Origin of the sequence: Micromonospora sp. DT227 (genome assembly GCF_049841835.1) — a bacterium.
In the GTDB taxonomy this organism is placed as follows: Bacteria; Actinomycetota; Actinomycetes; order Mycobacteriales; family Micromonosporaceae; genus Micromonospora.
This window is the reverse complement of the sequence record NZ_JBNCLA010000004.1, coordinates 361,050-376,304: the sequence shown is the minus strand read 5'-3', so window position 1 is coordinate 376,304 and position 15,255 is coordinate 361,050. Positions and strand designations below refer to the sequence as shown.

Below are 15,255 nucleotides of genomic sequence, written 5' to 3'. Positions count from 1 at the left end.
CCGCGGCGGGGGACGGGCCGCGCGACCCGGATCTGATCGGTCATCTCTCACTCCCAGCGGTGTCGGCGCAGTCGGCCAGACTGCGCCGGGGGTCGGCGGCGGCGGTACGCAGCAGCGCGGTGAGGCGGCGGTGCCACGTCATCACTCCGTCGTGGTCAAGCAGGTCGGTGCGGTACGTCCAGAGCGCGTCCAGCGCGTCCCGCCGGTCGTCCAGCCAGAGCGTCAGGTCGAGACGGGCCGCGTCGGGGGTCAACTCCACGCCGGTGAACTCGCCGCCGACGGCGCTGCGGTGCCGGGCCGGCGGGGCGTTCTGCACCCCGAACGCGACCTGGACGAGCGGGTTGCGGCCCGGTCGGCGGGCCGGGTTGAGCCGCTCCACCAGCAGGTCGAACGGGACGTCCTGGCGGGCGGCGGCGAACAGCGTGACCCGCCGTGCCTCGGCCAGCAGTTCGGCGAACGTCCGGTCCGGGGCCGGGCGCAGCCGCAGCGGCAGCGTGTTCACGTGGCAGCCGACGCTGCGCTCGGCGGCGACGCTGGTGCGGCCGGCGAAAGCCACGCCGACCAGCAGGTCGTCCCGGCCGGTGGCGGCGCCGAGCAGCGCCGCGAACCCGGCCAGCCCGACCATGTGCAGGCTGGCCCGGTGGGCGCGGGCGAGGTCCCGCACCGCCGTGGCGGTCGCCGGGTCCACGGTGGTCCGCAGCGCGGCCCCGGGCCGGGCCGCCGCCGAGGGGCGGGCGTTAACCGGGGCCCCCTGCTCTACCGCAGGCGTTAAGAGGGGGCCCTTCCTTACCTCCAGCAGAGTGGGGGCGCCGCGCAGCTCGGCCAGCAGCTCGTCGGTCGCGCGCCGACCGGCCGGTGCCGCCAGCCAGGCGCGCTGCGCGGCGGCGAGGACGGCCGGGCCGGGCGCCGCCTCGGTGGGCGCGTCCGGGTCGTCGTAGGCCACCGCCAGGTCCCGGACCAGCACCCCGAAGGACCAGTCGTCGGCGACCGCGTGGTGCACGACCAGCAGCAGCGCCTCCGCGCGACCGTCGCCGTCGGGCAGCAGGTACGCGCGCAGCAGCGGCCCGGTGGCCAGGTCCATCGGGGTACGCGTGTCCTCGGCGGCCAGCCGGGCCAGCCTGGCGTCGAGCGGTTCGCCCGGGTCGGCCGGTGCGACCACGAGGTCCGGCCGGGCGTCGGGGCGTACCACCTGCACCGGTCCGTCCGGCCCGGCGGGCAGGACGGTGCGCAGCGCGGGATGCCGGTCGACCACCCGGTGCAGCGCCCGCCCCAGCCGCTCCGGATCCAGCGGCGCGGCGAACCGGATCGCGAACGCCAGCAGGTAGGACGTGTCGGCCGGGTCGAGCCGGTGCAGGAACCAGAACCGCCGCTGCGCCGCGGAGAGCGGCGCGGGCTCACCGGTCGCGTCCCCGTCACCGACCGGCCCGGTGGCCGTCGGCGTGTCGGTGGCCGCCGGGCCACGCCACGCGGGGTGCACCGGCGTGCCGTCCGGATCGGAGGGCGCGTCGAGGTGCGCGGCCAGCGCGGCGACGGTCGGGTGGGCGAACAGGTCGCCGGGGTGGACCCGGCGGCCGGTGCCGGCGGTCAGGCGGGTGGCGCAGCGGACCGCCAGCAGCGAGTCGCCGCCGAGTGCGAGGAAGTCGTCGTCCGGGCCGGTCACCGGCACGCCGAGCAGTTCCCGCCAGACCGCCGCGACCAGCGCGCCGGTCGGGCCGAGCGCACCGGTCGGGCCGAGCGCACCGGTGTCGGCGGCGGAGCCGAACGTCGGCGCGGGCAGCGCGGACCGGTCCACCTTGCCGTTGGGCAGCGTGGGCAGCCGGTCCAGCCAGACCACGGCCGCCGGCACCAGCGGCGCCGGCAGCACCTCGGCCAGCCGGGCCCGTACGTCGTCGCGCCGCTCGCCGGTCAGATAGCCGACCAGCAGCGGGTCCCCGCTCGGGCCGGGCCGGACGGCGGCGGTCGCCCCGCGTACGCCGGGCAGCGCGGCGAGCCGGGCGGCCACCTCGCCCAGCTCGATCCGGTAGCCGCGCAGCTTCACCTGGTCGTCGAGCCGGCCCAGGTAGGCCAGTTGCCCGTCCGGGCGCAGCCGGACCCGGTCGCCGGTGCGGTACATCCGCTCGCCGGGACGGAACGGGTCCGGCCGGAACCGGTCCCGCGTCTCCGCCGGCCGGTCCAGGTAGCCGCGGGCCAACCCGGCGCCGGCCAGGTACAACTCGCCGGTCTCGCCGGGCGGCACCGGTCGGCCGTCCGGATCGAGCACGTACGCCCGGGTGCCCGGCAGCGGCCGGCCGATCGGCGGGTCGCCGTCGTCGCGCGGCACCTCGGCCCAGGTCGAGTACGTGGTGTCCTCGGACGGGCCGTACAGGTTGCACAGCCGGCGCACGTGCGGGCGGGCCCACACCCGGGCGGTCAGCGCGGCGGTGAGCGGCTCGCCGGCCAGGCAGACCGTGCGGACACCCGGTGGCAGCGCCCCGGCGGTGAGCAGCTCGCCCATCGCCGCCGGCACGGTGTTGACGAGCGTCACCGGCAGCCGGTCCGCGCCGGGCGCGGCCAGCGCCAGCACGTCGTCGACAAGCAGCACCCGCCCACCCCAGGCCAGCGGCCCGAAGATCTCGAACACGGACAGGTCGAAGCAGACCGAGGTGGCGGCGAGCATGCCGCCCAGCTCGGTGTCGTCGAACGTCTGCCGGACCCAGTGCAGCAGCACCGACGCCGAGCGGTGCTCGATCGCCACGCCCTTGGGCCGCCCGGTGGAGCCGGACGTGTAGATCACGTACGCCAGGTCGGCCGGCGTCACCGGGGTCGCCGGGTCGGTGCCGTCCGCCGCCGGGTCGAGCCGGTCGGTCAGCACGGTCGGGCCGGTGAACCGGCCGGCGAGGTCGGTGCGGGTCAGCACCAGCCGGGCCCGCGAGTCGGCGGTCATGAACGCCACCCGGGCCGCCGGGTACGCCGGGTCCAGCGGCACGTACGCCGCGCCGGCCTTGAGCACGGCGAGCAGCGCGACCACCAGTTCCGGCGTACGCGGAAGGCAGACGCCGACCCGGTCGGCGCGCTCGACGCCGGCGGCGAGCAGCATCCGCGCCAGCCGGTTCGCCGCCTCGTCGAGGTCGCGGTAGGAGAGCGTGGCGTCGCCGTGCCGGACCGCCTCCGCGTCCGGGGTGCGGGCGGCCTGCGCGGCGACCATCCGGTGCAGGCAGTCCACCGGGGCCGGACCGCTGCCCTTACGCCGGGCGGCGGCGCGCCGGGTCGGGCCGGTGGGCCGGGCGGGCGCGCTCACCGGGCACCACCCCCGATCGCCGCCGCGAGCCGGCGGTCCGCCTCCTCCTGGATGCGGTCCTTGTCGGCGAGCACCACGCTGCCCGGGTCGTTGTCCGGCAGTTCGTCCTCCAGCCGCCGGATCCGGCGGTACGCGATGCCGGCGGCGGCCAGCGCCAACGCGCAGAGCCCGGCCAGGATCGCGGCCAGCGCCATGCCCCGGCCCGGCCCGGTGCCGACCAGCCCGGCGAACGGACCGTCCGGCCGGGCCAGCGGGGCGAGCACGTGTTCGGCGAGCGGCCCGGCGCTGAGGAACCCGGCCGGCACCATCAGCCAGGACAGCATCTGTGCCATGGCGAGCACCCGGCCCTGCAACTCCAGGCCCACCTTGGCCTGCACGATCGCCAGCCAGTGCGTGTTCACCAGCGCGGTGGCCAGGCCCATGCCGAACAGGCCGAGCGTCGGGAACAGCGGGTCCGGCCGCAGCCCGACGGTGAGCAGCGAGACGCCGAGCAGCACGACGCTGGCCAGGATGCCGGTGGTCCGCCGGGCGGTGCCGCCCCAGACGCCCATCAGCACCGACCCGACCACCATGCCGACGCCGCTGGCGGCCAGCACCCGGCCCAGCACCGCCGGGTCGCCGAAGGAGAGCGTGAGCGGCGTGACCAGCACCTCCACCATGGCGAAGAAGTAGTTCAGGGACGCCACCAGCACGACCAGGGCGACCAGCCCGTGCCGGCGGACGATGAACCGCCAACCGCCCAGCACCTCGCGCCGGAACGGCTCCTCCCGGCGTACGAAGAGCGTGTCCGGGAAGCGGACCGACAGCGTGACGGTCACCGCCACCGCGAACGTGACCAGGTCGATCACCACGACGCCGCGCAGCCCGACGGCGAGCACCAGCGCGCCGCCGACCAGCGGGGCCAGCACGGTGCTGGTGGCGGTGCCGAGCGCGACGATGCCGTTGGCCCGGCCGTAGTAACGCTTCGGCACGAGCTGGGTGACCGCCGCCTGGTAGGCGGGTTGCTGGAACGCGGTGGCCACGGCGGTGACGGTGATCGCGGTGAGGATGTGCCAGAGGTGGAGCTGGCCGAGCCAGAGCAGCAGCGCCAGGCTCACCGTGCCGGTGGCGGCCAGGCAGTCGGCGAGCACCATGATCCGTCGGCGGTCCCAGCGGTCGGCGAGCGTGCCGGCGATCGGGGAGAGCACCACGGCCGGCAGCAGCGCCAGCACGGTGGCGGTGGCGAACAGCGAGACCGATCCGGTGCGCTGGTAGACCCAGAGCCCCATGCCGAACGCGGTCAGCCCGCTGCCGATCAGCGAGACGAGCTGGCCGATCGCGACCAGGTAGAACACCGCCAGGCTGGGCGTCGCCGTCCGCCGCGCCTCGACGGGTACGCCGGTGGGCCGGTCGGCTTCCGCGGGCGCGGCGGCGGCCCGGTCCGGCGCGGGGGCGCAGTGCGCCAGGATGATCGCGGCCAGATCGGCCGGTTGGTGCTTGGCGAAGTAGTGCCCGGCCCCGTCGATCACCGCCAGCGACACCCGGTCGGCGAAGAACTCCCACTCCAGGTAGCGCTCCTGGTACAGCTCGGTGGCCCGGTCGCCGCTGCCCACCACGCAGACCAGCGGCGCGGACAGCTTCCGGGGCAGCCCGGTGGCGTAGACGTCGGTGTAGTAGTCCTCGCCCCGGGCCGAGTCCGCCAGCACCACGCGCATCACGAAGTCCTTCTCGGACTCGTCGAAGACCTCGGTGAAGAAGCCCATCGCGCGCAGCGACTCCAGCGTCCGCCGCTTCGACGCCCAGCGCTCCACCGGGAACCACCGGCGCAGCCAGCCGAACACCCGGCCGGGCAGCCGGGGCGCGGGGAAGTGCGCGCCGATCACCACGCCGGTCACCTCGACGCCGGCCGCCTCCAGCCGGCGGGCCAGCTCCACCGCCTCCGCGCCGCCGACGCAGTGCCCGTACACCGCCACCGGGCCGGTGATCTGCTCGACCGCCTCGGCCACGCACCGGTCCACCAGCTCGTCCAGGTCGAGCATCGGCTCGTCCGGGCGGTTCAGGTCGTGGCCGGGGCGTTCCAGCGCGTACAGCGACACGCCGGCCGGCAGGGCGTCCGCCAGCGGCTGGAACGTGATCGCGGAGCCGCCGCCGAACGGCACGCAGAGCAGCGTCAGCGTGGTCGGGGTGCCCGGCCGGGCCGGGGTCAGCTCGTGCAGCAGCTTCCCGGCCGAACCGCCGGTGGCGGTCAGGTGCTCGGTCAGCGCCCGGATGGTCGGGTGCCGGAACAGGTCGAGCACGCTGATCGCCGGGTCGCTGCCGGCCAGCGCCTTGATCGCCCGGAACGAGTCGCCGCCCAGGTCGAAGAAGTCGTCGTCGATGCCGACCCGGTCGTAGCCGAGCACCTCGGCCCAGCGCCGCGCCAGCGCCGCGCGCAGCGGCGTGTCCGGCTCACCGGCGCCGGCCGCGGCACGGTCACGGCGGGGCGCGGGCAGCGCCGCCCGGTCGACCTTGCCGTTGGCGTTGAGCGGCATCCGGTCCAGCGGCACGAACGCCGACGGCACCATGTAGTCCGGCAGCCAGGTGCGCGCGTACGCCCGCCACGGCGCCGGGTCGGCGGCGAAGTCGGCGGTCACGTCCCGCCCGGCGTCCGGCTCCGGCCCGTCGGTGAGCGTCAGGTACGCCACCACGGCCTTCTCGCCGGCGTCCTCGCGGACCACCACGGCGGCGTCGCGGACCGCGTCGTGCCGGCGCAGCACCGCCTCGATCTCGCCCAGCTCGATCCGGAACCCGCGCACCTTCACCTGCGAGTCGCCCCGGCCGAGGAACTCGATCCGGCCGTCGGCCAACCGGCGGCCCAGGTCCCCGGTGCGGTACAGCCGCCCGCCGCCGGCCGGGTCCGGCACGAACCGCGCGGCGGTCAGCGCCGGATCGGCGTGGTAGTCCCGGGCCAGCCCCGGCCCGCCGAGGAAGATCTCACCCGGCACGCCGACCGGGACCGGATCCAGTCCGGCGTCGAGCACGTGGACCCGCATGTTGGCGATCGGGCGGCCGATGGTGGGCCGGGACCCGTCCGGGGTGATCCGGTCCATGGTGGCCCAGACCGCGGCCTCGGTCGGGCCGTACAGGTTCCACAGCGCGTCCACCCGCTCGGCCAACTGCCGGGCCAGCGGCGCGGGCACCGCCTCGCCGCCGCAGACCGCGGTCAGCCCCGGCGTGCCGGTCCAGCCCGACTCGATCAGCAGCCGCCAGGTCGTCGGCGTGCCCTGGGCCAGCGTGACGCGTTCGACGGCGAGCAGCGCCGCCAGCCGGGGCGCGTCGTACGCGACGTCGCGGTCCACCAGCAGCATCCGCGCGCCGACCACCAGCGGCAGGAACAGCTCCGGCACGGACATGTCGAACGCGAAGCTCGCCATCGCCAGCATGGTGCCGTCGCGGGTCAGGCCGGGCCGCTCGCGCATGGTGGCCAGCGTGTTGACCACCGCGCGGTGGCTCACCCGGACGCCCTTGGGCCGGCCGGTCGAGCCGGACGTGTAGATCAGGTACGCCAGGTGGTCCGGCCCGGCCGACGACGGGACGGCGGTGTCCGGCTCCCCGGTCGGGTCCACGCCGGTCACCACCGTGCCGGCGAAGTCGAGCCGGTCGGCCAGGGCCGGCTCGGTGACCAGCACCGTGGCGCCGCTGTGCGTCAACACGTACCGCTGTCGCTCCACCGGGTACTCCGGATCCACCGGCACGTACGCGCCGCCGGCCTTGAGCACGCCGAGCAGCGCCACCGGCAGCTCGGCCGAGCGGGGCAGGCAGACCGCGACCGGCACGTCCGGACCGACCCCGGCCCGGCGCAGCCGGTGCGCGAGCCGGTTGGCGCGGGCGTCCAGCGTGGCGTAGTCGAGCGTGGTCCCGCCGAACGTCACGGCCGGCCGGTCGGGGCCGGCCGCCACCTGGTGCGCGAACAGGTCGACCAGCGTCGGCACCCGGCCGGGCGGCGTGTCCCAGCCGGCCGGCGCGGCGGTGTCGTTCCACTCGGCGAACCGGTCGCGCTCGGCGGCGGTGAGCAGCGGCAGCGCTGCCAGCCGGGTGCCCGGGTCGGCGACCGCGGCGGCGAGCAGTGTCTCCAGGTGCCCGACCATCCGGTCGGCGGTCGTCGGGTCGAACAGCGCGGTGTTGTACTCCAGCCGGAACCGCAGCCCCTCGGCCACCTCGTACGCGTACAGCGCCAGGTCCTGCTGGGCGATGCCCGGCTCGACCGCGAACGGCGTCATCCGCAGCCCGGCCGCCGCCACGTCCCGCTGCTCCGGCACGTTGAGCAGGTTGAACATCACCTGGAACAGCGGGTTGCGGCTCAGGTCGCGGGGCGCGTCGACCAGGTCCACCAGCCGCTCGAACGGCACCTCCTGGTGGTCGTACGCGCCCAGCGCGGTGCCGCGGACCTGCCCGAGCAGCTCGGCGAACGTCCAGTCGCCGTCCAGCACGGTCCGCATCGGCAGCATGTTGACGAAGAAGCCGACCATCGGCTCCAGCTCGGCCCGGACCCGGCCGGCCACCGGCGTGCCGACGCAGACGTCGCGCTGGCCGGTCCAGCGCCAGAGCAGCGTCTGCCACGCGGCCAGCAACGTCATCGCCAGCGTGACGCCGTGCCGCTGGCTGAACCGGCGCAGCGCGTCGGCGGTCGACGGGGGAAGCACCAGCGTGCGGACCGCGCCGTCGAACGTCTGCACCGGCGGACGCGGCCGGTCGGTGGGCAGGTCCAGGACGGTGGCCGCGCCGGCGAGTTGCTGCCGCCAGTACCGCAGGTCCGGGTGGTCCGGATCGGCCAGTCGGCCGCGCTGCCAGCGCGCGTAGTCGCCGTACTGGACGGCCAGTTCGGGCAGCGGGTCGCCGTCGCCGGCGCGGGCGGCGGCGTAGCGGGTGGCCACCTCGTGGGCCACCACGCCGAGCGACCAGCCGTCGGAGACGGCGTGGTGCATGGTCAGCGACAGCACGTGCCGGTCGTCGGCGACGCGCAGCAGCACGGCCCGGAACAGCGGCCCGGTGGCCAGGTCGAACGGTCGCCGCACGTCGGCGGCGAGAGCGGCGTGCACCCAGCCGGGCACCGCGGCGGCCACCGCGGGCTCGACGATGCTCACCGGCGCCGCCGGGTCCGGGTCGGTCGGCGCGGTCCAGACCGGCAGGTCCACCGGCCCGGCCGGGAGCACCCGCTGCACCGGGTCGCCGTCCGGCCCGAGCGGGAACACGGTCCGCAACGCCTCGTGCCGGCGCACCAGCCCGGCCAGCGCGGTCCGCAGCGCGTCCAGGTCGAGCACGCCGTCGAGCAGCAGCGTGGTGCCGACCGTGTAGACGTTCTGCGCGTACGCCTGGTCCAGGAACCACAGCCGGTGTTGGCCGGAGGAGAGCGGCGCCGGGCCGGCGTCCGGCTCGGCCCGGGGAATCCGCCCTCCGGCGTCGGACGCGACGCTCGGGTCGGGTGGGCCCGCCACAGGCGGCGTCGCCGGCGCGACAGCGGTCGGCTCGTCGGCGGCGGCGGTCGCGGCGTCGACCGGGACCGCCACGGGCGGCGTCGTCGGCACGGCGGCCACGGTCGCCGGCAGTGCCGCCGCGAGCGCCGCGACGGTCGGCCGGGCGAAGACGGTCTCCAGCGGCACCGCCACGCCGAGGCGGGCGCGCAGCCGCACCACCACCTGGGTGGCGAGCAGCGAGTGCCCGCCCAACTCGAAGAAGTCGTCGAACGCGCCGATCGGCGCGATGCCGAGCAGCTCCCCCCACACCGCCGCCACCGCCTCCTGCCCCGCCCCCTCCGGCGCGACATACGAGGTGCTCAACGCCGGCCGGTTGCCCATCTCCTCCGCGCGCTGATTCACGGAAAGAGTGGCCATGGCGCCCGGAATAGCCACTCTTTCCGTGAAACAGGCTCCGGCGTCGGTGGGGGTGCGGGAGGCGGGGGCGATCCAGTAGCGGTGCCGCTCGAACGGGTAGCCGGGCAGCGGGACCCGCCGGGTGCCGGTGCCGTGGAAGCGGTCCGGGTCGACCGGCACGCCGGCCAGCCAGAGCCGCCCCACCGCGTCGAGCAGCGTCGCCACGTCGTCGGACTCGGCGCGGGGATGCCGCATCGCCGCGACCGCCCGGGTCGGCGGCAGTCCGGCCAGCCGGGCGAGGCCACCGAGCGCGTGCCCGGGGCCCACCTCGACCACTACCGCGTCCTGCTCGGCGAGGAACGCGGCCGATTCGGCGAACCGGACCGGCTCGCGCAGGTGCCGCACCCAGTACGCCGGATCGGTGACCAGCCCGGGGGTGACCGGCCCGCCGGTCAGGTTGCTGAGGTAGGGGCGCTGCGGTTCGGCGTACGCGACCCGGGCGGCGTGCGCGGCGAACTCGTCAAGCACCGGGTCGAGCAGCGCCGAGTGGTAGCCACGTGTCACCCGCAGCGGGCGGCAGTCCACGCCCGCCGAGGTCAGCCGCTCGCGCAGCCGCCCGACCGCCGCCGGGTCGCCGGAGACCACGCACAGCTCCGGGGCGTTCACCGCGGCCAGCGAGAGTCCCTCGTCGAGCAGCCCGGTCACCGTGGCCTCGGGCCGGCCCACCGCGAGCATCGCCCCGGCCGGCGTACGCGCCACCAGTTCGCCGCGTATCCGCACCAGGCGCAGCGCGTCGGCGAGCGGGAAGACGCCGGCCAGGCAGGCGGCCACGTACTCGCCGAGGCTGTGCCCGACCATCAGGTCCGGGGTGACGCCCCGGGCCAGCAGCGTGCGGGCCAGCGCGTACTCGGTGACGAACAGCGCGGGCTGCACCAGCTCCGGGCGGGCCAGCAGCTCCTCCGCCGCCGGGTGCCCGCCGGGCGGCGGGTCGAGCACGGCGCGCAGGTCCCGGCCGAGGTCGTCGCCGAGCAGTTCGGCGCACGCGTCCACCTCGGCCCGGTAGGTCGGCTCGGCCCGGTAGAGCCCCGCGCCCATCGCCACGTGCTGGGCGCCGTGCCCGGGGAACGCGAACACCAGCGTCCGCCGGCCCTCCGGGCGGGCTCCGGTGAACCGGCGGGCCGGCGTGTCCAGGGCGGACACCGCGTCGGCCCGGTCCGCCGCCACCACGTACCGGCGGTGGGTCAGCGCCGCCCGGCGGCCCAGCGTCGCCGCGACGTCCGCGAGCCGCACCCCGGGATGGGCGTCGAGGTGGTCGCGGAGCTGTCGGGTGGCGGTCTCCAGCGCGGCCGGGGTGCGCGCGGACAGCGTCAGCAGGCGCGGCCCCGGCGCGGGCGGGGCCGCCGGGCCGGGCGGCGCCGGCGGTTCCTCCAGCACCACGTGCGCGTTCGTGCCACCCATGCCGAACGAGCTGACCCCGGCCCGGCGCGGACCCTCGGCGACCCATGGCCGGGCGGCAGGCTCGAAGCGGAACGGGCCGGTCCCGACGTCGATCGCCGGGTGCGGCCGGTCCAGGTTCACGGCCGGCGGCAGCGTCCGCGTCCAGAGCGCCAGCACGGTCTTGATCAGACCGGCCACGCCGGCCGCCGCGTCGGTGTGCCCGATGTTGGCCTTCACCGAGCCGAGCGCGCAGAAGCCGCGCTCGTCGGTGCCGCGCCGGAACGCCTCGGTCAGCGCGGCCACCTCGATCGGGTCGCCCAGGCTGGTGCCGGTGCCGTGCGCCTCCACGTAGCCCACCGAGCGGGGGTGCACGCCGGCCGTGGCCAGCGCGCGGCTGATCACCTCGACCTGGCCGGCGACGCCCGGCGCGGTGTAGCCGGTGCGGCGGGCCCCGTCGTTGTTGATCGCCGAGCCGCGGATCACCGCGTAGACCGTGTCGCCGGCGGCGACGGCGTCGGCCAGTCGCTTCAGCACGACGACGCCCACGCCGCTGGACTCGATGCTGCCGCGCGCGTCGGCGCTGAACGGGCGGCAGTGCCCGTCGGGGGAGTAGATGCCGCCGTCGTGCCAGAGGTAGCCGCGCCGCTGGGCCGGGAAGACACTCACGCCGCCGGCCAGCACCACGTCGGACTCGCCGGCCAGCAGGCTCTGCCGGCCCAGGTGCACGGCCACCAGCGACGTGGAGCAGGCGGTGGCCACGGTGACCGCCGGCCCGGTCAGGTCGAGCTGGTACGCGACGCGGCTGAGTAGGAAGTCCTTGTCGTTGCCGAGCGAGAGCTGGTGCTCGCTGAGCCCGCCGGTCAGCTCCGGGTGGCCGCTGAGGTGGTCGAGCAGGTAGGAGCTGCGGCCGGAGCCGGCGAACAGGCCGACCCGCCCCGGGTGGCGGGACGGGTCGTGGCCGGCGTGCTCCAGCGCGTGCCAGGCGCACTCCAGCAGCAGCCGGTGCTGCGGGTCCAGCGTCTCCGCCTCCCGCGGGGTGAAGCCGAAGAACGCCGCGTCGAACTCGTCGACGCCGGGCAGGAAGGTGCCGGTCCGGACGTACGCCGGGTCGTCGATCCGGGCCGGGTCCGCGCCGTCGGCGAGCATCTCCTCGACGGTGAACTCCTGGACCGACTCCACCCCGTCGCGGATGTTCGCCCAGAACTCCTCGACGGTCCGGGCGCCCGGGAACCGGCCGGCCATGCCCACCACCGCGATCGGCCCGTCCGCCGGGGCGGCGGACGCGGTCGCCGCGCGCACCGGCGGGGCCTGCGGCGTCACGCCGGTCGTGGTGACCGTGACCAGGTACGCGGCCAGCGACTCCACGGTGGGGTGGCGGAACAGGTCGGTGGCGGTCAGCACGTCACCGAGCCGGGCACGCAGCCGGTCCAGCACGGCCAGCAGCCGCATCGAGTGGCCGCCCAGGTCGAAGAAGCTGTCCCGGGTCCCGACCTGCTCGACGCCCAGCACCTCGCGCCACACGTCGGCGACCAGCCGCTCCAGGCGTACCCGGTCGGCATCCCACCGGTCGGGCGTCCCCGCCGTCGCGGTGCTCGTGCCGATCCGGCGGTCGTCCGGGGCGGCACTGCCGGCGCTGCCCGGGGCGGCGGGACCGGCCGGCGTGGCCGGTCCGACAGGGCGACGGGTGGCCGGGGTGTCGGCCGGCGCGGGCAGCGCGTCGGCGTCCACCTTGCCGTTGCCGGTCAGCGGCAGCGCGTCCAGCCGTACGAACGCGGCCGGCACCAGCCAGGACGGCAGTTCGGCGGCGAGCGCGGCGCGCAGCTCCGCCGGGTCTCCGGCGTCGCCGGCCAGGTACGCGACCAGCCGCGGGTCGGTCGGGTCGTCGTGGCGCAGGTGGACGGTGACGTCGGCGGCCGGCCGGTGTCGCCGGACCGCGGCCTCGATCTCGCCGCACTCCACCCGGTAGCCGCGCACCTTGACCTGCCGGTCGGTGCGGCCCAGGTATTCCAGGACGCCGTCCGGGCGGCGGCGGGCCAGGTCGCCGGTGCGGTAGAGGCGCGCGCCGGGCACCCCGGAGAACGGATCGGGCAGGAACCGCCCGGTGGTGCGGTCGGGCTGGCCCAGGTAGCCGCGGGCCACCCCGGCCCCGCCGACGTACAGCTCGCCGACCACGCCCACCGGCGCCGGGTTGCCCCAGCCGTCGAGCACGTACAGCGCGGTGTTCGCGATCGGCCGGCCGATCGGCACCGAGCCGTCGGTCGGCGTGTCCGGCGCCACCTCGTACGCGGCGCAGCCGACCACCGTCTCGGTCGGCCCGTACTCGTTGACCAGCGCGGTCCCTGGCGCGTGGGTCCGCCACGGCGCGACCTGGTCGGCCCGCAGGTTCTCGCCGCCGATGACGAAGCACCGGGTGCGACCGGCCAGCTCGTCCGGGCGGAGCTGGTGGGTGACCAGTTCGAGCTGGGCAGGTGTGATCTTGACCAGGCCGAACGGCGTGCTGGTGTCGCGCAGCGCCTCGCCCAGCGCGGCCGGGCCGAGGTGCTCGCCGATCATCCGGACCGTGGCGCCGGCGGCCAGCGGCACCAGCAGGCTGGTCACGGTCAGGTCGAACCCGACCGAGGAGTGCAGCGGGACCACGTCGCCGGGGCGCAGCCGGTACGCCTGGGCGGCCCAGCGCACGTAGTTGGCCACCCCCCGGTGGGTGACCATCACGCCCTTCGGCCGGCCGGTCGAGCCGGACGTGTGGATGACGTACGCCAGGTCGTCCCCGGTCGGCGCGGGCCGGCGACGCGGCCGACGCCGGGGTCCACCGCCGACGCGCTCCGCGCCGGCCCCGGGCATCGGCGCGTCCGGCCCCGGCACCAGCAGTGCCACGTCGCCGGGCACCAGGTGCGCCAGTTCGGCGCAGGTGAGCACCACCGACGCGGCGGTGTCGTCCATCAGGTGCCGCAGCCGGGCGGGCGGGTTCGCCGGGTCCATCGGCACGTAGGCCGCGCCGGCCCGGAGCACCGCCAGCACCGCCACGGTGAATTCGACCGCGCGGGGCAGCAGCACGCCGACCAGGCCACCGACGCCGACGCCCCGCGCGCGCAGCGTCTCCGCCAGCGCCTCGGCCCGCGCGTGCAGCTCCCGGTAGCTCAGCGCGGCGTCGCCGTCGGTCACCGCCACCCCGTCGGGGGTACGCCGGGACTGCTCCTCGATCAACGCGTGCACCAGCTCGTCCGGCTCGGCCGGCGTGGCGGTCCGGTTCCACTCGCCGACCAGCCGCCGGTGCTCGGCGGGGGTCAGCATCGCGGCCGAGCCGACCGGCGTGTCCGGGTCGGTCAGCAGCGCCACCAGCAGCGTCCGGAAGTGGCCGGCGAGGCGGGTCATCAGGTCGGCGTCGAACAGGTCGGTGCGGTACTCCAGCACGGTCCGCAGACCCCTGTCGTCCTCCCGGACGGCCACCGTGAGGTCGAACTTGGCGGTCCCGACCGGCACCTCGACGGTGCTCACCTGGAGACCCTCCAGGCAGGGCGGGGCGGTCTCCCGGCCGTACACGAACATCACCTGGAACAGCGGGCTGAAGCCGGCCCGGCGGGCCGGGCGCAGCGTCTCCAGCACCGTCGAGAAGGGCAGTTCCTCCCGGCTCAGCGCGTCGAGGACGGCGACGCGCACCCGCTCCAGCAGCGTGCCGAAGGACGGGTCGTCGTCCAGTCGGGCCCGGATCGCGACGGTGTTGAGCAGCAGGCCGACGAGCTGCCGCGTCTCCGGGCCGCGGCGGCCGGACACCGGTGTGCCGACCACGACGTCCCGCGCGCCGGTCCACCGGGCCAGCAGCACGTGCAGCACCGCCAGCAGCACCATGTACGGCGACACCCGCGCCTGCCGGCAGTACGCGGCCAGGTCCTCGGTGGGCACGTCCAGCGGCACCGACAGCGTGGCGCCGGCCCTGGACGGAACCGCCGGCCGGGGGCCCCGGGTGGGCAGGTCCAGCGCGGCGGGCGCGCCCGCGAGCTGCTCCCGCCAGTAGTCGAGCTGGGCGGACGCCTCCGCGCCGGCGAGCCACTCCCGCTGCCGGCGGGCGTGGTCGCGGCAGTCGCCCTCGACCGGGTCGAGCGCGGCCGGTCGCCCGGCCCGGTGGGCCGCGTAGAGCCGTTCCCACTCCTCGTGCAGCAGGCCCAGCGACCACTCGTCGACGGCGACGTGGTGGAACGTCAGCAGGAGCACGTGCTCCTCCGGCGCGCAGCGCACCAGATCGGCCCGGAGGACCGGCCCGCGGGCCAGGTCGAGCGGGTCCCGGGCGGCCGCGCGCAGTCGGGCGTCCACCTCCCGGTCCCGTTGCCAGCTCGGCAGTCCGCTGAGGTCGTGCACGCGCAGCAGTCCCGGGCGCGGTTCGTGGACCACCTGGACGAGCCGGGTGTCCGTGCCGTCGCCGCCCGGCTCCGGGACTCCGGCGCCGGAGGCGGCGCGGGGCGGCTCGGGCGCGAGCGTGGTCCGCAGCGCGGCGTGGCGGGCCACCAGGTCGTCGAGCGTCACGGACAGCGCCGCCACGTCGAGCGGGCCGTGCAGCCGGTAGGCCAGCGGCACCAGGTAGCCGGCCGAGTCCGGGTCGAGGCGGTCCAACTGCCACATCTGGCGCTGCGCGGCGGTCGCCGGCGCGGGACGGTCGGAGCTGTCTCTCGCCGGTGGGGCGGGAACCGTTCGCCGGGGCCGCAGGACGTCGGTCATCGC

2 protein-coding genes are annotated in these 15,255 nt (G+C 76.6%); both read right to left on the bottom strand.

Going from position 1 to position 15,255, the window contains the following annotated elements; all coding sequences use genetic code 11:
* Nucleotides 1–40: 40 nt before the first annotated feature.
* Nucleotides 41–3,277: an amino acid adenylation domain-containing protein gene (locus ACLQ2W_RS16805; RefSeq protein WP_425787230.1), complete on the bottom strand. Its 3,237-nt coding sequence runs from the start codon at nt 3,275–3,277 to the stop codon at nt 41–43.
* Nucleotides 3,274–15,252, bottom strand: coding sequence for an amino acid adenylation domain-containing protein (locus tag ACLQ2W_RS16800; protein ID WP_425787229.1), 11,979 nt, complete (start codon nt 15,250–15,252; stop codon nt 3,274–3,276). The genes ACLQ2W_RS16805 and ACLQ2W_RS16800 overlap by 4 nt, the downstream gene beginning before the upstream one ends.
* Nucleotides 15,253–15,255 lie beyond the last annotated feature (3 nt).

What these genes read in the sequence shown, in the direction of transcription:
- ACLQ2W_RS16800 (WP_425787229.1), bottom strand. Translation starts at nt 15,252, where the DNA reads ATGACCGACGTCCTGCGGCCCCGGCGAACGGTTCCCGCCCCACCGGCG.